A 22,016-nucleotide genomic window follows, 5' to 3' on the forward strand; every position below is an offset into this window, starting at 1 on the left:
CATTAACATAACTCGAATTCATTAACAAAATATTTTGTTAATACCCTGACCCAGCCGTTAAACCCTGTTAAGTTGCTTGATATAGCCTCTTATGCCTTTATATTAAGTGTAAACGAAATTAATAATCAAAAAAAATTAGAAAAATAACTATGAGTTACTTAAACATGAAAGACGAAAATTTATTACCAACTGTTGTAGAGTTGAATAATCTATTAGCAGACTATCATATATATTATCAAAATCTAAGAAATTTTCATTGGAATATTTTGGGAGAAAACTTTTTTGAATTACATGAAAAATTTGAAGAACTATATACAGATGCAAGAGTAAAAATTGATGAAATTGCAGAACGTATTCTTACCTTAAGATACCACCCAATGAGCAATCTGAAAGATTACTTAGAAGCAGCATCAATAAAAGAAGTGTCTTCAAAGAAGACAGATAAAGAAATGGTAACAGCCGTTTTAGACAATCATTCCATATTATTAAAGCAAATGTCTAAAGTTGTTGAAAAAGCTGAGAAAGGAAATGACGAAGGTACTATAGATCTTATTGATGCTTATATAAGAGAACTAGAAAAAAGCAGTTGGATGCTAGATGCATTTATAAAAGAAACAGCATCGCAATTGAATGAAAGTGTCGTATAATTTCGGTCAAATAAACAAAGACACAAAGAGATTTAATAATCATAAAAGCATTCAATAATGAAAGAGCAATTTAATACGGCCTTTAGCAATTTAGTGGACAAACTCGAAGGTTGGTTTAATACTACCATTGAATATATACCTAATTTTATTCTGGCTATCATAGTAATGGCAGCTTCATATTTTACGGCCAAATATGTAAGTAAAATAGTTGGTAGATTAGTGTCAAAACGAGTAGAGCAAGAGTCTATAAAAAATGCAATATCTAGAGTTTCAGCAGTAGTTGTTGTTGTATTAGGCTTATTTATGGCTTTGGGAGTAATGAATTTAGGAAAAGCACTAACCTCCTTATTAGCAGGTGCAGGTGTGGTAGGTTTAGCAATTGGATTAGCCTTACAAGGCACTTTAGCTAACACTTTTGCAGGGCTCATATTATCATTCAGAAAAAAAATTCAAATAGGTAATTGGGTAGAAACGACAGGGTTTTCGGGTGAAGTTATAGATATTAACCTTAAAGATTTTACCCTAAAAGAAGCTGATAATAATATTGTTGTTATTCCTAACAAAACAATTTTAGATAATCCTCTAAAAAATTATTCCTTAACCACAAGAATGCGAGTCTTTTTAGAGTGTGGTGTAGGTTATGAATCAGACTTAGAAAAAGTAGAACAACTAACAAAAGATGTTATTGCAAAAACTTTTGATCAAGTAGAAAACGCTGAAGAGGTAGAGTTTTATTATACCGAATTTGGTGATAGTTCTATAAATTACCTCTGCCGTTTCTGGATAGATGCAGAAAGTATGCTCGAAAAATTAAGAGCAAAAACAAAAGCAATTATTGAGATTAAAAAAGCATACGATAAAGAAGGTATTAATATTCCTTTTCCAATTAGAACACTCCAGTTTAATAACAAGCTTAATGTAAAGTCTCCAGATTTACAAGAAGCGTTTTCAAATAATTAAAAATGTGTTAATAATAGATTATAAAGCCATCATTATAGATGGCTTTATTTATTTTTATACAAATCCTTTAAAGCCATGAGCTCAATTATCCCAAAAGAAACATTCACATTTTTAAAAAAATTAGCAAAGAATAATGACAGAGAGTGGTTTAACCAACATAAACCAGAGTTTAAAACTATAGAAGCACAGGTGAAAGATGCTTATAATTATCTAGGTGAATTAATGACTGCTCACGATAAAATTGAGAAGGTAAAGATTTTTAGAATTTATAGAGATGTTAGATTTTCAAAAAACAAACTACCATATAAAACGCATTTTGGTGGTTCTTTTAGCAGAAAAAAACCAGAATTAAGAGGTGGTTATTATTTACATATTCAACCTAATAATGAGTCTTTTATCGCTACAGGGTTTTGGCAACCTAGTAAAGAAGATCTTTTAAGAATACGTAAAGAGTTTGAGATGGATGATAGCGACATACGGGAGATTCTAAAAAGTACAACCTTCAAGAATACATGGGGAAATTTTGTTGGTGATGAACTTAAAACTGCGCCCAAAGGATTTGATAAAACTCATCCAGCCATTGACCTAATTCGTAGAAAACAATTCATCTTCACCAAAACCTATACTGATAAAGAAGTACTAAGTGATAACTTTTTAAACAATGTAAATGAAGCCTTTAAGGACATAAGACCTTATTTTGACTACATGAGTGATGTTCTCACAACAAATCTTAATGGTGAGTCTTTACTTTAAACAGCTTTTAAAACCTCTGGTTTTGTAAATAATTGAATGCTACTAATAAAACGTTCTTTTACAATATTCATCATGCGTTTATTTAGCGCGGAAGAATTGGTGATATAAAGCTCGTATTCTTCAATAGTAAATTGGCCAATAATCATTCCTTTTATAGAATTTCTAAACTTCATATCCTTATTAATGGCGTTGTCTATATAAGCTAGTTGTTTTTCTAACGACAGCTCATAAAACACATTCTTTCGTTTAGCGATGTAATTTTTAAAAACCGCAATTAATAAATCGTGATGCATTTTAATAATAGGTCTTAAAGTTTTGTTTTGAAAAGACTCTTCTGTACTCATAGAATCATAGATTTTAGCTGATGCAATAACAGGTCTTATAGCAAGTAGATCTTGAGAATGTTTTGTCATAATTGAGCAATTAAAAATGAATTCAAGTTTAAAATTAGCCATAAACAATATGAATTTCCTTCAGCCTAGAATATCTTGTTAACGGTCTTATTAACATAGCTAATTTTAGTATTTAAAAATACCATTGTAAGGGTAACTAAAGAGTATGGATTAATTTTATCTTTAATATTAATAAAAAATACTAAATGAGATTTCATACAAGAAAATGGGTAAAGCCAGAAGATTTAAACCCTAATGGTACATTATTTGGTGGGCAGTTATTGGCTTGGATTGACGAAGAAGCAGCACTGTACACTATAATACAACTGGAAAATTCAAAAATAGTCACCAAATATATGTCGGAGATTAACTTTATGGCTTCAGCCAAAAAAGGTGATATTGTTGAAATTGGAATAGAAGTCATTAAATTTGGGAGATCATCAATTACACTAAAATGTGAAGCCAGAAACAAAATGACTCGGGAGACAATTTTAACAGTTGATCAAATGATTATGGTTAATCTTGGACCTGACGGTAAACCTAAGCCTCATGGAAAAACCGAAATTGAATTTGTTAAAGATAGACTTGATGATGATTAATCAGCATTTGCAACACTGAGTTCATAAATTTCCAGATCAAAATAGGTAACTGCTGCTAATACGTGATCAAAGATATCTCCCATAATATATTCATAATTCTGCCATCTAATATCGCTACTGAACGCGTAAATTTCCATAGGAATACCTTGTGCTGTTGGCTCTAATTGACGAACCATTAATGTCATATCCTTATTTATGGCAGAATGATTTTCAATATAGGTTTGGAGATATTTTCTAAATACACCAAAATTAGTCAGGTTACGGCCATTAATTAATACAGATTTATCAATATTGTGTTCTGTATTATGCTTAGAAATATTTTCTGAAGCATTTGTGAGATATTGAGAAACCAATTCAATTTTCTTCAATTTCTCAATATCATCAGCTGTTAGGAATTTTATTGTCGATGTCTTTATAATTACTGAACGTTTTATTCGTCTTCCTCCAGAAGCCATCATGCCGCGCCAGTTCTTAAAAGAGTCTGAAATTAAAGCGTATGTTGGTATGGTGGTAATCGTTTTATCCCAGTTCTGAACTTTTACTGTTGCTAAATTAATTTCAATAACATCACCATCTGCACCATATTTTTCAAACGTAATCCAGTCACCTATGCGCACCATGTCGTTTATTGATACTTGAATACTGGCTACAAACCCTAAAATTGTATCTTTAAAAATCAACAAAATTACTGCAGATGCTGTACCTAAAGTAAAAGCAAATTTTAGAAATGTAACACCTGTTAGTATTGAAAGAATGGCGAATATTCCCAAAATCCAGCCAAAAATCAAAAAGACTTGTATATAGCTATCTATGGGTTTATCCTTATACCTGTCTAACGTTTTTAAATAATCTTCAATAGATTTTAAGAAACTTCTAATAATACGAAGCGTAAGAAGTATGGCGATAATTTTTAAAGTCTTCTCTATAACATCTTCAGCATACTCATAATCTGCAAAAACTTCCGGAACAAACTCAATTAAAATTATTAATGGAATGATATGAGCAATATTTCTTGGCAGTTTATTTGTGATAAGAATATCATCAAAATTAGTCTTAGTTCGCTTTGCAACACCAGATGAAAATCTCCATAGGAAGCGTTTTGTGATATAATCAACAATAAAGGCTATGATGAGTAATACTAATAATAAAGTGACCATATTAAGAAGTCTGGCGAAATCTTCAGACAACCCTTTTTCTATTAATAAATCGTAGATGTAATGTCTAATGTTAAGCATGTTTTTTCTTTAAATAATTCTTATCTATATAAAAGGTCCCAAATGGTATTACTGAGGCAATTAAAACAATCCATAATGAGCGTGTTGACCATTTCATATCCGGAGCAATTAGAACAGCCATTACGACATAAGCTATAAATAAAAGTCCATGAGGCATACCAAGTAATTTTACATATTGCGGATCTTCGTAAAGATACTTAATTGGTGTAGCAATAAAAAGTAAAAGCATATAAGAAACACCTTCTAACAAGGCTATTAGTCTAAAAACGGGAAGTCGCTTTGGCATCTTCAAAATTTTGCACAAAAATAATGCAGAATGTGTTATAAAATTCTCTTTTTAACAGCTTTTAAGAAATTATTAAAAACTACAAATCTATTAATTATCTTTAGCATCTAAAATGTAAAAAATCACATCCAATCATGAAAAAATATTTAGTGTTAGCTCTATCTACATTATTTGCGTTATCCTGTGCTACAATGGATAAACAAGTGAAATCCAAGACTAATAAAAATACTGCAAGTACTCAAGCTGCTTCACAAAAACCGAAAAAGAAGCAAGGAAAAATTAAGGATTACGATAAGGTTATCACTAAGGATGCTATTACAGATGAAGGCTTGTTTCATGTTCACTTAGTAGGAGACAAGTATTATTTTGAAATTCCTATGGATTATTTGAATGAGGATATGTTATTAGTAAGTCGTTTTTCAAAATTACCATCAAACTTAGGTGGTGGTTATGTCAATGCTGGTACTAAAACAAATACCAGAATGATTAATTGGGAACGTTTTAAAGATAAAATTTTAATCAAGGAAAAGTCGTCCAGTGCGGTAGCTGCAGATAGTTTACCAATCAACGTATCTGTAAAAGCTAATAATTATGAGCCTACACTTTATGCTTTTGACATTCAGGCATTCTCAAACGATTCGTCTTCCGTAGTGATTGATGTAACAAGTTTTTATGGATCAGATGTAAAGGCAATCAGCGGTTTATCATCACGTCTTCGTAGTGCTTATAAGGTTAGAAATTTAGACAAAAGCCGCAGTTTTATTAATTCCGTAAAGAGTTTTCCTGAAAATATTGAAGTCATTCAGGATTTTACGTATAATGCATCTAACCCACCTGTAAACACAGGTGACGAAACCATTAGCGTGCAAATGAATCAGTCCATGATTTTGCTACCAGAAGTGCCAATGCAACCGCGTTATTTTGATGAGCGTGTTGGTTGGTTTACGCTTAGTAAATATGATTATAGTAGTGAGGAATTAAAATCAGATAGAAAGACCTTTTTAAGACGTTGGAAATTAATTCCTAAAGATATTGAAGCCTACAAACGTGGTGAATTGGTAGAACCAGTAAAACCAATCGTTTATTATTTAGATCCGGCAACACCAATGAAATTTCGGTCTTACATGAAAGAAGGTATTGAACTTTGGCAAAAAGCATTTGAAGCTGCAGGATTCAAAAACGCTATTATAGCTAAAGATCCACCAACGAAAGAGGAAGATCCAGAGTTTAGTCCAGAGGATATAAGATATTCTGTTGTACGCTATGTAGCGAGTACAACTCGTAATGCTACAGGTCCAAGTGTTTCAGACCCAAGAAGTGGTGAGATAATTGAGAGTGATATTATATGGTATCACAATCATTTGCGTTCATATCGAAATAGATATATGTTAGAGACTGGTGCAGCAAATCCTTCTGCAAGAACTTTAAATACTCCAGATGAAGAGATTGGTGAAATGATGAAAATGGTTATTGCTCATGAGGTTGGCCATACATTAGGCTTACCGCATAACATGAGTGCCAGTTATGCCTACGATGTAGAAAACTACAGAGACGGTACCTTTACTCAAAAGAATGGTATTGCAGCTACGATTATGGATTATGCACGTTACAACTACATTGCACAACCAGGTGATACCAACATAAGATTTGTGAGACAATTAGGTCCTTATGATGATTACGCAATAAACTATGGTTATCGATATATACCAGAAGCTAGATCTGCAGATGACGAAAAGGAAACTTTAAATCGTTGGGTAATGGAAAAAGCAGGTAATCCTATATATAAATTCGGAAAGCAGAGTAGTAGATTTGATCCAACATCGCAAACAGAAGATATTGGTAATAATAGTATTAAAGCAAGTACTTACGGACTTAAAAATTTGAAAATTGTTGCTAAGAACTTACCAAGTTGGACAAGCGATAAGACAAATAACTATGACGATTTACAAGAATTATATGGTGAGCTATTAGGCGTTTGGAGCAGGTACGTAGGCCATGTAGTGACTCACGTTGGTGGTGTTGTTGAGGAAACTAAGAATCCATCACAAGACGGAACCGTTTACAATCCGGTGGATACGGCTTATCAAAAAGCTGCAGTACAATGGTTGCACAACAATGCCTTTGAAACACCAGAGTGGTTGTTAGACAATTCCATATTGAAAAATTTAAGTCATGCAGGTTATACAGACAGATTACGTAGTTTACAAACACGTCACTTAAACAACTTATTAAACTTTGAACGTATAGGTAGACTCATAGATCATAAAGCGCTAAATAGTACCAATTATTCAGCTTTAGAAATGCTAAGAGATGTACGTTTAGGAATTTGGTCAGAAACTAGGACAGCAAATAATGTGTCAGTATATAGACGAAACTTACAAAGAGCTTACACAGACCGAATGAATTATTTAATGACTGAAGACTTAAACCCTCAACGAACCAGACAATATTACAATGTTAGTCAATCAGATGTTAGAGCATTGGTTAGAGCTGAGTTAAACCAATTAGTACGTATACTTACTAGTGCTGAAAAAGGCGCAGTAAATACAGAAACAAAATATCATTACAGAGATATCATAGAACGCATCAATAATGCTTTAGATCCAAAATAAGATGAAAAGAATAATTGCTTTAATTTTTGTAATAGGCTTAACTTCAAGTATCGAAGCACAAGATGTTACACCTAAAGAATCTCGTAATAAGATTGTTTATAACGAATATAAGAAACTGGTTGAGTCGGGCGAATTTATCTTTACAGCGAACTGGGTGATGAGTGATAATAAACGAGAAATGACTGATGCAGAAACCAATAAGGTAAGCTTTAAGAAAGACCAAATTTCTGGTCAGTTAAAGGTGTTAAGTAATACAAACAATAATATAAAGTTGAATGAGAAAGGTAATTATGGTGTATTCTATTCAGATGAAAGTGAATTAATTATGGTTGTATTTACTACAGAAAACGCTTTGTCTATTTCTAATATTAAACTAGAAATTAAAAACGGTAAGGTGTTTTTAAGACTTGATGGGAAAGAATTGAGCGATACAACTTGGATAGGTCAATTAACGGAATTATAGTCTTAGTTAATGAATCGTAAGGATTATAAAATTCATATCATTGGTGCTGGAATAAGTGGTTTAATCGCGGCAAAGACTTTAGAAGAAAATGGGTATAGTCCAACCATTATTGAGTCAACTAATACTGTTGGTGGTAGAGTTAAAACCGATATAGTTGATGGTTATCAGTTAGACCATGGGTTTCAAGTACTTTTAAATGCTTATTCTAAAGCTAAAGAGCATTTAGATTTAGAAGCTCTCAACCTTCAAAAATTTCTACCCGGAGCTGTCATTTTCAATAATAAAAAAGCGAAGACAATTGGAGATCCACTTCGTGATTTAAGTTTATTAATCCCAACATTAACAGCTAACATCGGTTCAATTTCAGATAAATTAAAAATTCTGAAACTAAATACAGCGCTTAAAAAGAAAAGTATAGCCGATATATTCAAAACAGAATCACAAACAACACTGGACTATCTAAAAGCTAAGGGTTTTACTAATATTATAATAGATGAATTTTTTAGACCATTTTTTTCTGGTATTTTTCTAGAACCAGATTTAAGAACTTCGAGCAGAATGTTTGAGTTTGTTTATAAAATGTTTGGAGAAGGCTTAGCAGTTTTGCCTAAAGATGGTATTGTCGCGATTTCTAACCAATTAAAAGATGGATTAAAACACACCACTATTAAATTTAATAACAAGGTAAAACAGGTTAATGACAAAAGTATAGTCTTAAAAAATGGTGAAGTAATAAAAACACACTTCACTATTATCGCAACAATGGCAAATAATTTAGTGCCCAACCTAAATGACCAAAAACAAATTTGGAAATCGTGCTACAATCTCTATTTTGAAACAGAACAGCGCAACATAAAACAGCCACTAATTGGCTTAATAGCAGATAAAGAGGCGTTAATTAACAACATTTTCTTTCATAATAGTTTAGAGACTACTTCAAAAGGAAAAAACGAGTTATTATCTGTTACAGTGGTTAAATCTCACAAGTTAAATGAAGAAGATCTTATTAAACATGTTAGGCAAGAGTTACATACCTATTGTGATATTAAAACCTTGAAATTCATTAAATGCTTTCATATTAAAAATGCTTTGCCAGATTTAAAATATTTACAGTACGATATTTCGCCAACCGAAACACAATTAAAACCAACAGTTTATCTAGCAGGTGACTACTTACTAAATGGTTCACTCAATGCAGCAATGCTCTCAGGAGAGCGAGCGGCGCAAGGATTGATTATGAGTTTAGAAGATGGGTTGGTTGTTGAGAATTTAAGCTCAGAATATATTTAATAGTTGTAAGACATCTTTTTTTAGGTTTTCCACGTACATAAATTATTGTCTGTATTGGCAATACCCAATCGTAAAACCTAAATCATAGATTATGAACCTACTTAAATCTTCAATGATATTGGTATTGCTATGCATTACTTATATATCAAATTCCCAATCGTCAACATCAGAGTCAAAATTTGCAATAGGACTTTCTACAGGCTACAACAGAGGTCTTGGATTTCAGGCAAACTTTACGGCTTTAAAACCCATACAAGCATTACCAATTCATTTGCGTTTTGGTATTGGTTATACCAGTTTAGATCCTGGAAGTTCTTCAGATGCAAGGCGTATATTTATCAATAATGCCACCAATGGTGTTCCCGAAGAAAAAGGAAAAGCATTTGATTATAGATTAGACTTTCTATGGGAAACATCATTGCTGAATTTGGAAGAGTCTTATATTGTTTTTGGACCACGATACTCTAGTTTTAGAGCCAATTTTAAATATGTTGGAGGTAATGAGGATTTCGACGTTACATCGAAGCAGTATGGATTAGGCCTAGGTGTTGAAACACACTTTGATATTACAGAAAGACTTCAATTGGTGGTGTTAGGTGGCTTAGACTATTTCTTCAATAATACCTTAAAGGGACATGACACGTCTTATAGTCCGGACGATGATAATGTTAACCCAAGAAATGACAATGAAAATAACGATGAAGAGTTTACATTTAGCGACGCAAATGATGCAATAAAACAGCCAAGTCTTATGCCTAGGGTGATGCTTGGAGTGGTTTATAGGCTATAAAGTAAAATATTTGGTATAGATATTGTATCTTTGATATAAGTTTATTGAAGATACACCACACTAGACATCCTTTTCTCAGGATTATCTTTTTAGGTTTAATACTATTCCTTGTTTAGATTCTAACAAAAATATATTATTTCAATATTTTCATAAGCACTTATATATTAACAATTTAAAACAACGAATGGGTAAATCACAACAGACCTTTAGTAAAAGCGAAAAAGAAAAAAAACGATTAAAAAAGCGAGAAGATAAGCGTAAGAAAATGGAAGCGCGTAAACTTGCCAAAGAAGAAAATGGCTCAGGAGGAATTCCTATGGCCTATGTAGATCATAATGGAAATCTTACAGATACTCCACCAGATCCGTCTATGAAAGTTAAAGTTAAAGCCAAGAACATTGTGCTTGGTGTGCCTCAAAAAGAGGATAGCGACGAAGAATTTGACCCAATACGTAAAGGAAAAGTGTCTTTTTATGATAACTCTAAAGGATTTGGATTTATTATAGATACTGAAACAAACGAGAAGCACTTTACGCACGTTAGTGGAATCATTGATGAAATTGCCGAAAATGATAAAGTAACGTTTGAGTTAGAAAAAGGACAGCGCGGAATGAACGCTGTAAAAGTGAAAAAAGCTTAAGCGCGTAAAACATATATAAAATCAGCCATTATCTTTGATAGTGGCTTTTTAATACCCTTTAGTTAATGCAACCAAAAATTGTTACAATACAAGGTAAAACTGTGATAGGTGTTAAGAGTTCTATGACTCATGGTGCCTATGAAAATATTATGAACTTATGGAAACAGTTTATGCCACGAAAAAAAGAATTATCCAATACAATTAATTCTGATTTGATTGCCATACAAGAGTATTCAGATTTTAATAATATGGCATTACCTTTTACTATTTGGGCTTGTGCTGAAGTTGAAAATGCGAATGTAATACCTGAAGGATTTGAATCTTTAATTATACCAGAAGGCTTGTATGCTGTATTTCTTCAAAAAGGCATGAATGGGTCATCTAAATATCAGCGTATTGTGTCTGAATGGTTACCAAATTCGCGGTATACGATTGATAATCGTCCACATTTTCAGATAATGGGTGACAAGTATAAAAATGGAAGTCCTGATTCTGAAGAGGATTTTTATGTGCCTATAAAACCTAAAAATTAACACGGTAATCACAACCCGTTTTATAATTACTACACCCAAAAGCAGCTTTACCTTTTAAAATTTTTCCACTATTACATTTAGGACAAATATCACCAGCTTTTATTGATTTAGTTTTTGTTTTTTTAGGTTCTAACTTCAATTTATAATTTTCATCTAAGCGTAACAAGCCTTCTATAGATTGGCCTTCAATTTTGAAGCCTTTCAAATTAACCGTAGACCCTTTGTCCAATAAACGGATATACTGATTCTCGGATATTTTTTTATCAGAAAAACTAAAAGGTAGCGTGAAATCACAGCCTTTTCCATATTGGTTACAACCAAAGGCAGATTTACCTTTTAATAACTGACCTGTTTTACATTTAGGACAAGTTGTACCAACAATTGTTTTGCTTTTAGATTTTGATTTAGACTTAGCATTAACAGCTGTTTTATTATTAACGGCAGAAATTCGCGTTTGTACTTTTTCGCTACGTACTTCATAGACTAAAGCATCTACCATGCGCTTCATGCCTTTAATAAATGCATTGGCGCTAATGTTTCCTTTTTCAATATCCTTAAGCTGTTTTTCCCAAGTTCCTGTTAATTCCGCAGATTTTAGTAATTCATTTTGAATGGTGTCAATTAACTGAATACCAGTTATAGTAGGGATAATTTGCTTTTTGTTTCGTTTGATGTATTTGCGTTTAAAAAGCGTCTCAATAATATTAGCTCGTGTTGATGGACGACCAATTCCATTTTCTTTCATTAAGTCTCGTAATTCATCATCATCGACCTGTTTACCAGCAGTTTCCATTGCACGTAGAAGAGAGGCTTCAGTATATTGTTTTGGAGGTTTAGTTTGTTTCTCTAAAAACGAAGGTTCATGTGGTCCTTTTTCACCTTTGTTGAATGTTGGTAATAGTGATTCACTTTTGATTTTAGAGTTTTCAGATTCAAAAACAATGCGCCAGCCTTTAGATAATATTTCCTTACCTGTAGTTTTAAACTTTACATCTGCAGCTGTTCCAATAACAGTTGTATTAGAAACTTTACAGTCATCATAAAATACAGCTATAAATCGTTTAACTATTATATCATAAACCTGCTGTTCATTGTACTGTAAGTTGGTTTGCATTCCGGTAGGAATAATGGCATGATGATCCGTAACTTTTTTGTCATTAAAAACTCTTGAAGACTTCTTAATCTTTTTATTGAGAATAGGTGATGTAAAATTTGAGTAATCAGTTAGTTTAGTTAGGATACCTTTTACTTTAGGGTAAACGTCATTAGGCAAAAATGTGGTATCAACTCTAGGATACGTAACTACCTTTTTTTCATATAGGCGTTGTGCTATTTTTAAGGTGTCATCTGCAGAAAATCCAAACTTAGTGTTGCAATACACCTGTAATCCAGTTAGATCAAAAAGTTTGGGTGCATAGTCGTTACCTTTCTTTTTAGTCACAGAGACAATTTCAAACTTATGTTCCTTTACTTTCTTTGCTAAGATCTCGCCATCTTCCATTTTTAAGAAACGACCATCTTCATAACTAAATAATGTATCTCTGTAGAGTGTTTGTAGTTCCCAATAGGGTTTTGGTACAAAATTTTTAATCTCTTTATATCGATTAACCAGCATGGCTAAAGTAGGAGTTTGTACACGACCAACAGATAACACTTGTTTATAACCACCATGTTTGACGGTATATAACCGTGTTGCATTTATACCTAGTAACCAATCTCCAATAGACCTCGAAAAACCAGCGTAATATAAGTTGTCATAGTCTTTTGAAGATTTTAAATTCTGAAATCCTTCTTTGATGGCTTCTGTGGTTAATGACGAAATCCATAAGCGTTTAACTTCACCATTATACTGTGCTTCATTGATAACCCAACGCTGTATTAATTCTCCTTCTTGCCCAGCATCACCACAGTTGATGACAACTTCAGCTTTATCAAATAAACTTTTTACAATGTTGAATTGTTTCTTTATACCATCATTGTCAGAAACTTTAACCTGAAATTTTTCGGGCAACATTGGTAAGTTGTTTAAATCCCAACTTTTCCAATGTGGTTTGTAATCACCAGGCTCACATAAACTGCAGAGATGACCGAAGGTGTAAGTAACAGCATAGCCATTGCCTTCAAAGTAACCATCACGTTTTGTGTTGGCTCCTAAGACCGCAGCAATTTCTCTGGCGACACTTGGTTTTTCGGCAATACAGACTTTCACAGGTAGCAATTAATTGAAGCTGCAAAATAAAGAAATTTATAGTTTAATCAGTGGACTTTTAAAGATCTAAAATCAATTTCTGACCAATTCGAAGTGTAGAGCTTCGTTTAATCTTATTTGTTCTGCAAATAGCGGCAATACTAGTGCTATTTCGTTTAGATATTCGAGATAAGGTATCTCCTTTTCTTACCACATATACTTTGCGTTCTTTTTCTAAACTCGCTAATGCTTCTTCTTTAGATGTAAAAAGTGTAAGTTTTGCTAAGCCTCTAGAACTATGATAGACAGGTCTTGTCCATTTTCTGGTTACCCAAAGTTGTTCAGAACGTATGTTATTAGAATCATCGAGATTAAATAGATATTCCGGATGAATGTATTCGCCTCTATAACTTGTTACTAAGTGTAAATGACTTCCTGAAGAGCGTCCTGTATTTCCGCCTTTACCAATAAATTGTCCTTTAGACACCGAATCATTCGCTTTTACTGCAATATGAGATAAGTGAGCATACGTAGTTTCTAACCCATTATAATGTCTTACAACCACTGTTTTACCATGGCCACGGCTATATCTCGCAAAACGCACTATGCCATCTAACATAGACACTACACTGTCACCTGTAACTAAATCAATATCAATACCTTTATGTGGTCTGCCTCGACGCCAACCATAGCGAGATGTAATAACTTTTTTGTGCGGCACTGGACTGGCGTAAGAACTATCATTAAATGCGATTTTAATTGGATATTCTACAATGATATTTTTGTATGGATTATAAATCGTTGTATCCCAAAACTCTGATTTAATGTCAATTTTACTTGAGGTAAGAGAATCAAGATTATTTCGAATAGGTATTTCAACTTCTTCAACAAAATTATACTTTTCCGTAAGTCTAGGAATCGTAATTTTAATAGCTTTTACTTCAGTACTATCTTGTGAAAATGCATAAGATAGACTCAATAAAAATAAGAGGCAGAATGATAGGGTTTTCATGTATGCAAATAATCAATCGTCTGAAAAACGCAAAATTAAAAGAAATATTGTTAACCACAAATGGCTTTAACATCTTCGAAAATACTGTAATTTTGCAATTCATAAAAAACAATTTTTTAAAATATGTCGAAAGCCAATCAAGCTGTTCAAGAAAAAAAAACCGATAAACAATTATATGACTACCAACATGGTGCTATAAGTAAGATTTTTGAAAAGTTTGATACTGCTCCAGACGATTATCATTTATTATATCAGTTACCGACAGGTGGTGGTAAGACCGTAATTTTCTCAGAAATGGTGCGCCAATACCTAAAAAATCATAAAAAGAAGGTTTTGGTAATGACGCATAGAATTGAGCTGTGCAACCAAACCTCAAACATGCTCACGAGTTTTGGGGTGACCAATAAAGTGGTGAGCAGTAAGGCAAATCTCGATGACCAAGCCGAATACTCTTGTTTTGTGGCTATGGTAGAAACACTTAATAATCGTTTGAATGATAATATGCTCGATATTTCAGACGTTGGTTTAGTGATTATTGATGAAGCACATTATAACTCATTTACCAAATTATTTAAATTCTTTGAAAAGTCATTTATTTTAGGTGTTACGGCAACACCACTGAGTTCTAACAAAGAACTACCTATGAAAGACAATTACCAGGAGCTCATTACTGGTGAAACTATAGAAAATCTTATTGAAAATGAGTTTTTAGCGCGTGCCGAGACTTATGCTTACGATATGGGATTAACCTCTTTAGAAGTAGGATCTAATGGAGATTATACTGTAAAATCTTCTGAAGATTTGTATTCAAGTCCTGCGATGTTGCAAAAAACGGTTGATGCCTATAAAAAGCATTCACTAGGGAGGAAGGCCCTAATTTTTAATAATGGTATTAACACATCTATTAGTGTTTATTATGCTTTTAGAGAAGCAGGTCTGCCAATTATGCATTTAGACAATACAGCGACGAAAAAGCAACGTAAACAAATCCTGGATTGGTTTCATGAAACACCAGACGCTATTCTAACTTCTGTAAGTATTTTAACTACAGGATTTGATGAACCAACAATTGATACCATCATTTTAAATAGAGCCACAAAATCGTTGACCTTGTATTATCAAATGGTAGGTCGTGGTTCTCGAATACTGAATAACAAGTCAAAATTCACCATTATTGATTTAGGAAATAATTTATATAGATTCGGACCTTGGGGCGCAGATTTAGATTGGCAATTAATTTTTAAGTCGCCTAACTGGTATGCAGATCGTATTAAGAGCGACGAAGCTATTGAATCTAATTTTAAGCACGATCTGGCAGATGAAATCAAAGACGAATTCTCAAAGTCTGAAGATACGTATTTCGATATCAGACAATGTTATATAGATGCAGTAGATGCTGGTGAATCATCAAAGGTTGTGTTAGAACGTTCTATTGAGCACCATGCTAAAATCTGTATTGAGAACAGTGAAGATGTTTATGATGCTCTCGGATTAGCTAAATTACTAAAAGATGATGTTAACCAGAGAATAGAAGTGTATGCCAAATGTATTAGCAAAAGCACATTTAACTTCCTAAAATGGTTAAAGGACGATTATCAGAAGAAGTTAAACTCGTATATAAGAGCTAATTTTGATGAAAAGTTTGAAGAAATCCATGGCTATCCACCAGAAGATTAAGTACTCTAATTGATTGTACTGTGCTAAGTTACACTTATTCAGTGTTTTAGTATGTTAAATCATGTTAAGTTACGTTAAGTTGTCTTAATAAACTTGACTAATGTAGTTATAGGTTTTATATTATAGTGTAAGCATAAATCCTAAAAACATGAAGATTTTCACTATATTTTTCACATTACTTTTTACTTTACAATTATCCGCACAAGATCCACTGCTACAAAAACCTAACGAAACGTTAGATGTAATAGCAACTACCATTACAAAAAAATACGATGACCAACTTGGTCTGGATGGTAGTCAATTCATTAAATTCCAAAAAATTGTTGAGGAGTACCTAATTCGAGAAGAGAATATTCACAATGAATTTTCAGGTAAAGAAAAACTCGATTTACTTTTCAGACTAAGAAAAGCAGAAAGTAAGGAAATAAGAAATGTTCTTACACAACCGCAATACAACTTATACATCAAATTAAAACCACAATTTCAACCTTTGGCTAAGATTGATGTGGCCGACGACAATGATGATACTAATGAATAATTATCACAAATATTTAAAAAGAGATGGCAGCTAATGCCATCTTTTTTATTTGCGTTAACAATAAATATAATTGCAACAATCAATTTTGATTGGGTTAACTAATATTAAATATTATTAAAAAATATAATTTATGAGCATATTCAAAACATTTCAACTAGGTGACATTACTCTTAAAAATAAAATTGTAATGGCGCCAATGACACGTAATCATGCCATCAATAATATACCAAATGATTTAATGGCAACCTATTATGGGCAAAGAGCAGGAGCCGGACTTATCATTAGCGAGGGGACATCTCCATCAATAAACGGCATAGGATATCCTAGAATTCCAGGTGCTTATTCACCAGCTCAGATTGATGGTTGGGATCAAATTGCTAAAACCGTTCACGATAAAGGCGGTAAAATGTTTGTTCAACTAATGCATTGTGGTAGAGTAGCAGCAGAAGAAAATTTACCCGAAGGAGCAGAAATCTTGGCTCCAAGTGCGGTTAAGGCGGCTGGAGAAATGTATACGGATAGTATAGGAATGGTATCACACGCTACGCCAAAAGAAATGATTACAGAGGATATTGAGCACGCACAACAAGAATACGTAGACAGTGCAGAAATGCTGGTGAAAAGGGCTAATATGGATGGTGTAGAATTACATGCAGCGAATGGTTATTTAATGGAGCAATTTTTAAATCCAAGGTCTAATGTAAGAGAAGATGGTTATGGTGGGAGTTTTAAAAATAGAGCACGATTTGTGGCAAAAACAGCAAAAAAAATTGCTAAGGTCATTGGCCCAGATCGACTTGGAATAAGGCTATCTCCTTATGGAACTTTTAATGATATGGAACACGATTATGATGATCTTATTGAGTTGTATTCTTATATAGCTAAAGAAATGCGCAGAATTCGATTGGCGTATATCCATATTGTAGATCATCGTAAAGGTATGGGAGCTCCAGATTTTAAAACTGATATCAAAAAAACCATTAAACTCAATTTTGGAGGTACAATAATTACAGGTGGAGGCATTCATAGTCTAGAAGCTGCAGAGCAAGTATTAAAAGATGGATTTGATCTAGCTTATATAGCAAGATCATACATCAGTAATCCAGATTTGGTGCAAAAATTTTTAGATAGGGACGATATTAAAGAACCGAACCCAGATTTATTTTACACGCCAGGTCCAGAAGGCTATACCGATTATTAAAATAATTCATCCAAATGAATCAAAACCTGAGTTATCATCAGGTTTTTTTATTTATAATTTAAATAATGAATTAAACTCAGGTAATCTCCAAACTACAAATTACCTTTGAAACAGAAATATAAACTATGAATACTTTTTTAGACTTAGGAGTTGATAAATCTTATATCAAGGCACTTAAAGAAATTAATATTATCAATCCAACAGAAATACAGGAAGCTGTGATTCCGACTTTAATAGAATCACAAACCGATTTAGTAGGTTTAGCCCAAACAGGCACCGGAAAAACGGCTGCTTTCGGCCTGCCGGTTTTACATGCTATAGATAAAAACAAAGATGAAGTACAAGCACTTATTATAGCACCAACACGTGAGCTGGTTCAGCAAATACAAAAGCAACTCTTTAAGTTTACAAAATATATAGACGGAAAGATTTTTGCAGAAGGAGTCTATGGTGGTGAAAAAATGGATCGACAAATAAAAGCCTTATCGAGAACCACACATATTGTAGTGGCCACACCAGGACGCCTACTAGATTTGGTAGAGCGAGGAGTAGTGGATATTTCTAATGTGAAAATTTTAGTTCTTGATGAAGCTGACGAAATGCTGAGTATGGGATTTAAAGAAGATCTCAATAAAATTCTAAAATACAATACTAAGAAACGAAACACTTGGTTATTCTCAGCAACCATGCCAGATGATATAAAAAGTATGGTTAAAAACTATATGTCACCAGAAGCGGTAAGAATTGAGGTAAATAAAAACGCTTTGGTTAACGAAAACATTTCCCATCATTATATTCAAACCAATATTAAGGATAAGCTGAATATGATTATACGAATATTGGATAAACGATCAGATGAACGCGGTGTTATTTTTTGCAGAACTAAAGCAGGTACAAAAACACTTGCACAACAATTACAGCAAGAAGGATTTGCCGTAGGAGCCTTAGAAGGTGATATGCAACAAAAAGAACGTGATAGAGTAATGCGTGCCTTTAAAAATGAAAGTTTACAGGTTTTAATTTCCACAGACGTTTCTGCAAGAGGAATAGATGTTAGCAACCTGGCTTTTGTGTTACATCATCAATTACCAGAGCATTTGGAGTATTACACACATAGAAGCGGAAGAACCGCCAGAGCTGGTAAAACAGGACAATCCATTGCTTTGATAATTCCAGGAGAAATGCAAAAGATATTAGATATACAGCGTGAATTGGGAATTGCTTTTAGAGAAATTACGATGTAAAAGAATCGTGGCATCATTGTTGGATCTGCTTAAGTATTATTAAAAATTAAATATAATATTATGAGTACAGGAACAGTAAAATTCTTCAACGATGCAAAAGGCTTCGGATTTATTATAGAAGAAGGTTCAAACACCGAACATTTTGTTCACGTTACAGGATTGGTTGACGAAATTCGTGAAGGCGATACCGTTGAATTTGATCTAACTGAAGGAAAAAAGGATTAAACGCAGTAAACGTAAAAGTTATCTAAAATATATATCGCTTAACCTAGATTACATAGCTCATCATTATATGATGGGCTTTTTTATTGAAATATTTTATAAATAAATATTAGTATCTTTAATAACAACAATTTATAATTCAACCAAAATGAAAACAAAGCAAGTAAAAGCATACGGAACCCATTCACCAGAAGCCGATTTAAAAGAACTGCAAATTGAAAGACGAGAAGTCCTCAATAAAGATATTGAGATAGATATCATGTACTGTGGTGTTTGTCATTCAGATTTACATTTTGCGCGTAACGATTGGGGAATGACAGAATATCCTGTTGTGCCTGGCCACGAAATTGTAGGTAAGGTTACAAATATTGGTTCTGGAGTGTCTAAGCACAAGGTAGGTGATGTTGTAGCCGTTGGTTGTTTGGTAGATTCTTGTCGTACCTGCAACAACTGTAAAGCAGATTTAGAACAATACTGCACAAATGGTTGGGTCGGTACTTATGGTGGTTACGATAAGCATTTAGATACCAATACACATGGTGGCTATTCGCAAACCATTGTGGTGGATGAAGAATTTGTACTCAGTGTTCCCGAAAACCTAGATTTTGCTGGTATTGCACCAGTATTATGTGCTGGTATTACAACCTGGTCTCCTTTGCGTCATTGGAATGTAGGTAAAGACAGTAAAGTTGCTGTCGTTGGTTTAGGTGGTTTAGGTCATATGGCAATAAAATTAGCACATGCTTTAGGTGCACATGTGACGTTATTCTCTAGATCTGAAAATAAAATCGAAGATGCTAAGGCATTAGGTGCTCACGAGGTCATTATCTCAACAGATGAATCTCAGATGGAAAAAGCCATGGGCAAATTCGATGTGATTTTAGATACCGTACCCTACGAACATGATTTTAATCCTTATATAAATAATTTGAACACCAACGGTACTTTAGTGGTATTGGGTTATTTAGGACCTGTTGCTCCTCCTTTAGTTACTGTACCAATGATTATGGGACGTAAAACTGTAGCAGGCTCTTTAATAGGAGGTATCGCAGAAACTCAGGAACTACTGAACTTTTGTGGAAAGCATAATATTGTTTCAGATATTGAAGTTATTAAGATGCAAGATATTAATACCGCCTACGAACGCATGTTAAAAAGTGATGTGAAGTATCGTTTTGTAATTGATATGAAGTCGTTAAAGACATCATAAACCTAAAAGTTAATATTAATGACACCTTCAGAAGTTTTCACTTTAGTCAATATATTGGCTTTTCCGATGTGGATTTTAATGATCATACTGCCAAAATGGAAAGTCACACGTATTTTAATTGAATTTAAAATTATCCCTTTACTCCTCGCCGTGATTTACGCTATATATATTATAAATTCTATGCTTACTGGTCCTGCTATGGATTTTGGTAGCCTAGAATCGGTCATGCAATTATTTACTCTAGAAAATGCTGTTTTGGCTGGTTGGGTGCATTATTTAACCTTCGATCTTTTAGTAGGTATGTGGATGCTAGATTTGAACAGAACTTTAAAGATCCACCAATTATTAATGGTACCTTGTTTAATTGGTGCATTTATGTTAGGTCCAATAGGGTTTTTAGTTTTTATGATAATAAGAAGTTCTAAAGTAAAAAAAGAGCAATCAATTACCCTATAGCTAAGTCAAACTAGCAGTGTAAATTTTAGTTAGATTCTTAAATTTTGTAATCTAGTTTATTCGGCTTTGTTCATTATTAATAGTAATATTCGCAAAAGAAAATAACACGTTTTCATTTGAAAAATAGAGTAGAAATTTTTATATTTATTAGTGCTTCAAATTAAAAGCTACTTTTTAATCATTAAATAGTTTTACAAATGTCTTCAGAAGTTATCGTAACAATAATTGCAGGTCTATTAGGTGTTTTATTTGCCTTTATTTATAAAAAAAACAGAGGTTTAAGACTAGGAGTAGGAATTATTGGTGCACTTGTACTAATTTATGGCAGTTATTTATATGGTGCATTACAGCCCATACCGTATTTAGAGACTTTTAACACAGGTAATATACGTCAAGTAAAATTACCAGTAGAACGTGTTCAGATCATCTCACCAATTGATAAAGACACTGTTAAATGTCGTATTCTTACTATGGGTGTATATCCGGAATCACATAATCAGGATATTTGGGTATTACTTAAACCTTCTGATGATAAATATTACCCACAAAGCGATTATACAAATACATCGTACAAAAGCAAAGGTGAATGGCAGGTAGTAACAAGGTTTGGTGGTGATGCTGGTGAATCATATGATCTAATCGTCGTTGAAACCGACTCTACGGCATCTAAATTCTTTAGTGATATTATCGGCGAATGGAAAGGAGTAAATGATTATGTTGGACTAGAATTAGATGAACTTCCAGATGGAGCAGTAGAAGTAGAACGAATTTCAGTAAACTTAGAAGACACCTGCCGTGGAACACACTAAAAAATAAAATAGTTTATGACTTTAACATAGGCTTTAATACGTCCCAGACCGTATTGGCCACAATTTTATGGCCTTTCTCTGTCGGATGTATACCATCTGATTGATTTAATTCAGGATTTCCACCAACATCTTTTAAAATAAATGGAATAAAAGTAATATCTGTATTTTGCTTGGCTATTTCTGCGAATACAGCACGGAATTCCGATGTATAGTCTTGTCCCATATTTGGTGGTAATTCCATTCCTGCCAAAATAATTTT

General features: G+C 33.2%; 23 protein-coding genes and 1 pseudogene. 18 read left to right on the forward strand and 6 right to left on the reverse strand.

The window, feature by feature from the left end; all coding sequences use genetic code 11:
* The first annotated feature begins 149 nt into the window (after positions 1–149).
* From ACTG3Y_RS02165 to ACTG3Y_RS02175, 3 genes are all read left to right on the forward strand, one after another.
* Positions 150–647, forward strand: a complete 498-nt coding sequence (locus ACTG3Y_RS02165) for a Dps family protein (protein WP_439151279.1) — start codon at positions 150–152, stop codon at positions 645–647.
* A 57-nt stretch (positions 648–704) separates the two neighbouring features.
* Positions 705–1,607 carry a mechanosensitive ion channel family protein gene (locus tag ACTG3Y_RS02170; protein WP_439151280.1) on the forward strand — a complete coding sequence of 301 codons (903 nt, stop codon included), beginning with the start codon at positions 705–707 and terminating at the stop codon, positions 1,605–1,607.
* A 75-nt stretch (positions 1,608–1,682) separates the two neighbouring features.
* Positions 1,683–2,360, forward strand: a complete 678-nt coding sequence (locus ACTG3Y_RS02175) for a DUF2461 domain-containing protein (RefSeq protein ID WP_439151281.1) — start codon at positions 1,683–1,685, stop codon at positions 2,358–2,360.
* Here ACTG3Y_RS02175 and ACTG3Y_RS02180 read toward each other — a convergent pair.
* On the reverse strand, positions 2,357–2,773 hold the full coding sequence (locus ACTG3Y_RS02180) for a glyoxalase (RefSeq protein ID WP_439151282.1): 417 nt from the start codon (positions 2,771–2,773) through the stop codon (positions 2,357–2,359). The genes ACTG3Y_RS02175 and ACTG3Y_RS02180 overlap by 4 nt on opposite strands.
* A gap of 185 nt (positions 2,774–2,958) precedes the next feature.
* On the opposite strand from ACTG3Y_RS02180, the gene ACTG3Y_RS02185 reads away from it, so the two are divergent.
* Complete coding sequence (locus ACTG3Y_RS02185; protein ID WP_439151283.1) at positions 2,959–3,351, forward strand: acyl-CoA thioesterase; 393 nt, start codon at positions 2,959–2,961, stop codon at positions 3,349–3,351.
* On the opposite strand, the gene ACTG3Y_RS02190 is transcribed toward ACTG3Y_RS02185, so the two are convergent.
* Both ACTG3Y_RS02190 and ACTG3Y_RS02195 read right to left on the reverse strand, forming a co-directional pair.
* Positions 3,348–4,586: a mechanosensitive ion channel family protein gene (locus ACTG3Y_RS02190; protein ID WP_439151284.1), complete on the reverse strand. Its 1,239-nt coding sequence runs from the start codon at positions 4,584–4,586 to the stop codon at positions 3,348–3,350. The two genes, ACTG3Y_RS02185 and ACTG3Y_RS02190, sit on opposite strands and share 4 nt — an antisense overlap.
* The gene (locus ACTG3Y_RS02195; protein WP_439151285.1) at positions 4,579–4,872 is read right to left on the reverse strand and encodes a DUF3817 domain-containing protein; all 294 of its coding nucleotides are present in this window, start codon (positions 4,870–4,872) and stop codon (positions 4,579–4,581) included. Before ACTG3Y_RS02195 ends, ACTG3Y_RS02190 begins: the two co-directional genes overlap by 8 nt.
* 134 nt (positions 4,873–5,006) lie before the next feature.
* Here ACTG3Y_RS02195 and ACTG3Y_RS02200 point away from each other — a divergent pair, with 134 nt between their 5' ends.
* The 6 genes from ACTG3Y_RS02200 to ACTG3Y_RS02225 all read left to right on the forward strand — a co-directional run bounded on the left by ACTG3Y_RS02200 (position 5,007) and on the right by ACTG3Y_RS02225 (position 11,200).
* On the forward strand, positions 5,007–7,484 hold the full coding sequence (locus ACTG3Y_RS02200) for a zinc-dependent metalloprotease (protein ID WP_439151286.1): 2,478 nt from the start codon (positions 5,007–5,009) through the stop codon (positions 7,482–7,484).
* A gap of 1 nt (position 7,485) precedes the next feature.
* On the forward strand, positions 7,486–7,947 hold the full coding sequence (locus ACTG3Y_RS02205) for a hypothetical protein (protein WP_439151287.1): 462 nt from the start codon (positions 7,486–7,488) through the stop codon (positions 7,945–7,947).
* Positions 7,948–7,956: 9 nt separating this feature from the next.
* A complete protein-coding gene (locus ACTG3Y_RS02210; RefSeq protein WP_439151288.1) occupies positions 7,957–9,237 on the forward strand; it encodes an FAD-dependent oxidoreductase in 1,281 nt (426 codons plus the stop codon).
* Positions 9,238–9,328: 91 nt separating this feature from the next.
* The gene (locus ACTG3Y_RS02215) at positions 9,329–10,027 is read left to right on the forward strand and encodes a hypothetical protein (RefSeq protein WP_439151289.1); all 699 of its coding nucleotides are present in this window, start codon (positions 9,329–9,331) and stop codon (positions 10,025–10,027) included.
* A 184-nt stretch (positions 10,028–10,211) separates the two neighbouring features.
* On the forward strand, positions 10,212–10,667 hold the full coding sequence (locus ACTG3Y_RS02220; RefSeq protein ID WP_439151290.1) for a cold-shock protein: 456 nt from the start codon (positions 10,212–10,214) through the stop codon (positions 10,665–10,667).
* Positions 10,668–10,732: 65 nt separating this feature from the next.
* Entirely contained in the window at positions 10,733–11,200 is a 468-nt protein-coding gene (locus ACTG3Y_RS02225; RefSeq protein WP_439151291.1) for a GyrI-like domain-containing protein, read from the forward strand.
* Here ACTG3Y_RS02225 and ACTG3Y_RS02230 read toward each other — a convergent pair.
* Positions 11,190–13,409: a DNA topoisomerase 3 gene (locus ACTG3Y_RS02230; protein ID WP_439151292.1), complete on the reverse strand. Its 2,220-nt coding sequence runs from the start codon at positions 13,407–13,409 to the stop codon at positions 11,190–11,192. The two genes, ACTG3Y_RS02225 and ACTG3Y_RS02230, sit on opposite strands and share 11 nt — an antisense overlap.
* Positions 13,410–13,467: 58 nt before the next feature.
* Positions 13,468–14,400: a peptidoglycan DD-metalloendopeptidase family protein gene (locus tag ACTG3Y_RS02235; RefSeq protein WP_439151293.1), complete on the reverse strand. Its 933-nt coding sequence runs from the start codon at positions 14,398–14,400 to the stop codon at positions 13,468–13,470.
* A 123-nt stretch (positions 14,401–14,523) separates the two neighbouring features.
* Here ACTG3Y_RS02235 and ACTG3Y_RS02240 point away from each other — a divergent pair, with 123 nt between their 5' ends.
* The 8 genes and pseudogenes from ACTG3Y_RS02240 (at position 14,524) to ACTG3Y_RS02275 (ending at position 21,757) form a co-directional block, all read left to right on the forward strand.
* Positions 14,524–16,077, forward strand: coding sequence for a DEAD/DEAH box helicase (locus ACTG3Y_RS02240; RefSeq protein WP_439151294.1), 1,554 nt, complete (start codon positions 14,524–14,526; stop codon positions 16,075–16,077).
* Between the two features lie 148 nt (positions 16,078–16,225).
* Positions 16,226–16,615, forward strand: coding sequence for a hypothetical protein (locus ACTG3Y_RS02245; RefSeq protein ID WP_439151295.1), 390 nt, complete (start codon positions 16,226–16,228; stop codon positions 16,613–16,615).
* Positions 16,616–16,745: 130 nt separating this feature from the next.
* Positions 16,746–17,816 (forward strand): alkene reductase, encoded by a 1,071-nt coding sequence (locus ACTG3Y_RS02250; RefSeq protein WP_439151296.1) that lies wholly within the window; start codon positions 16,746–16,748, stop codon positions 17,814–17,816.
* A gap of 125 nt (positions 17,817–17,941) precedes the next feature.
* On the forward strand, positions 17,942–19,060 hold the full coding sequence (locus ACTG3Y_RS02255) for a DEAD/DEAH box helicase (RefSeq protein ID WP_439151297.1): 1,119 nt from the start codon (positions 17,942–17,944) through the stop codon (positions 19,058–19,060).
* 60 nt (positions 19,061–19,120) lie between these two features.
* Positions 19,121–19,311: pseudogene (locus tag ACTG3Y_RS02260) on the forward strand (cold-shock protein).
* A 119-nt stretch (positions 19,312–19,430) separates the two neighbouring features.
* On the forward strand, positions 19,431–20,492 hold the full coding sequence (locus ACTG3Y_RS02265; RefSeq protein ID WP_439151298.1) for an NAD(P)-dependent alcohol dehydrogenase: 1,062 nt from the start codon (positions 19,431–19,433) through the stop codon (positions 20,490–20,492).
* 18 nt (positions 20,493–20,510) lie between these two features.
* Positions 20,511–20,948 carry an ABA4-like family protein gene (locus ACTG3Y_RS02270; RefSeq protein ID WP_439151299.1) on the forward strand — a complete coding sequence of 146 codons (438 nt, stop codon included), beginning with the start codon at positions 20,511–20,513 and terminating at the stop codon, positions 20,946–20,948.
* A 197-nt stretch (positions 20,949–21,145) separates the two neighbouring features.
* Positions 21,146–21,757, forward strand: a complete 612-nt coding sequence (locus ACTG3Y_RS02275) for a hypothetical protein (protein ID WP_439151300.1) — start codon at positions 21,146–21,148, stop codon at positions 21,755–21,757.
* A 13-nt stretch (positions 21,758–21,770) separates the two neighbouring features.
* Here ACTG3Y_RS02275 and ACTG3Y_RS02280 read toward each other — a convergent pair.
* The coding region (locus tag ACTG3Y_RS02280) for an SGNH/GDSL hydrolase family protein (RefSeq protein ID WP_439151301.1) at positions 21,771–22,016 on the reverse strand (246 nt) is incomplete at its 5' end.

Origin of the sequence: Winogradskyella sp. (assembly GCF_965656915.1) — a bacterium.
Taxonomy (GTDB): Bacteria; Bacteroidota; Bacteroidia; order Flavobacteriales; family Flavobacteriaceae; genus Winogradskyella.

What these genes read in the sequence shown, in the direction of transcription:
- ACTG3Y_RS02175 (WP_439151281.1), top strand. Translation starts at nt 1,683, where the DNA reads ATGAGCTCAATTATCCCAAAAGAAACATTCACATTTTTAAAAAAATTA.
- ACTG3Y_RS02180 (WP_439151282.1), bottom strand. Translation starts at nt 2,773, where the DNA reads ATGACAAAACATTCTCAAGATCTACTTGCTATAAGACCTGTTATTGCA.
- ACTG3Y_RS02170 (WP_439151280.1), top strand. Translation starts at nt 705, where the DNA reads ATGAAAGAGCAATTTAATACGGCCTTTAGCAATTTAGTGGACAAACTC.
- ACTG3Y_RS02235 (WP_439151293.1), bottom strand. Translation starts at nt 14,400, where the DNA reads ATGAAAACCCTATCATTCTGCCTCTTATTTTTATTGAGTCTATCTTAT.
- ACTG3Y_RS02220 (WP_439151290.1), top strand. Translation starts at nt 10,212, where the DNA reads ATGGGTAAATCACAACAGACCTTTAGTAAAAGCGAAAAAGAAAAAAAA.
- ACTG3Y_RS02275 (WP_439151300.1), top strand. Translation starts at nt 21,146, where the DNA reads ATGTCTTCAGAAGTTATCGTAACAATAATTGCAGGTCTATTAGGTGTT.
- ACTG3Y_RS02205 (WP_439151287.1), top strand. Translation starts at nt 7,486, where the DNA reads ATGAAAAGAATAATTGCTTTAATTTTTGTAATAGGCTTAACTTCAAGT.
- ACTG3Y_RS02195 (WP_439151285.1), bottom strand. Translation starts at nt 4,872, where the DNA reads ATGCCAAAGCGACTTCCCGTTTTTAGACTAATAGCCTTGTTAGAAGGT.
- ACTG3Y_RS02225 (WP_439151291.1), top strand. Translation starts at nt 10,733, where the DNA reads ATGCAACCAAAAATTGTTACAATACAAGGTAAAACTGTGATAGGTGTT.
- ACTG3Y_RS02200 (WP_439151286.1), top strand. Translation starts at nt 5,007, where the DNA reads ATGAAAAAATATTTAGTGTTAGCTCTATCTACATTATTTGCGTTATCC.
- ACTG3Y_RS02210 (WP_439151288.1), top strand. Translation starts at nt 7,957, where the DNA reads ATGAATCGTAAGGATTATAAAATTCATATCATTGGTGCTGGAATAAGT.
- ACTG3Y_RS02215 (WP_439151289.1), top strand. Translation starts at nt 9,329, where the DNA reads ATGAACCTACTTAAATCTTCAATGATATTGGTATTGCTATGCATTACT.
- ACTG3Y_RS02270 (WP_439151299.1), top strand. Translation starts at nt 20,511, where the DNA reads ATGACACCTTCAGAAGTTTTCACTTTAGTCAATATATTGGCTTTTCCG.
- ACTG3Y_RS02245 (WP_439151295.1), top strand. Translation starts at nt 16,226, where the DNA reads ATGAAGATTTTCACTATATTTTTCACATTACTTTTTACTTTACAATTA.
- ACTG3Y_RS02165 (WP_439151279.1), top strand. Translation starts at nt 150, where the DNA reads ATGAGTTACTTAAACATGAAAGACGAAAATTTATTACCAACTGTTGTA.
- ACTG3Y_RS02190 (WP_439151284.1), bottom strand. Translation starts at nt 4,586, where the DNA reads ATGCTTAACATTAGACATTACATCTACGATTTATTAATAGAAAAAGGG.
- ACTG3Y_RS02255 (WP_439151297.1), top strand. Translation starts at nt 17,942, where the DNA reads ATGAATACTTTTTTAGACTTAGGAGTTGATAAATCTTATATCAAGGCA.
- ACTG3Y_RS02185 (WP_439151283.1), top strand. Translation starts at nt 2,959, where the DNA reads ATGAGATTTCATACAAGAAAATGGGTAAAGCCAGAAGATTTAAACCCT.
- ACTG3Y_RS02265 (WP_439151298.1), top strand. Translation starts at nt 19,431, where the DNA reads ATGAAAACAAAGCAAGTAAAAGCATACGGAACCCATTCACCAGAAGCC.
- ACTG3Y_RS02240 (WP_439151294.1), top strand. Translation starts at nt 14,524, where the DNA reads ATGTCGAAAGCCAATCAAGCTGTTCAAGAAAAAAAAACCGATAAACAA.
- ACTG3Y_RS02250 (WP_439151296.1), top strand. Translation starts at nt 16,746, where the DNA reads ATGAGCATATTCAAAACATTTCAACTAGGTGACATTACTCTTAAAAAT.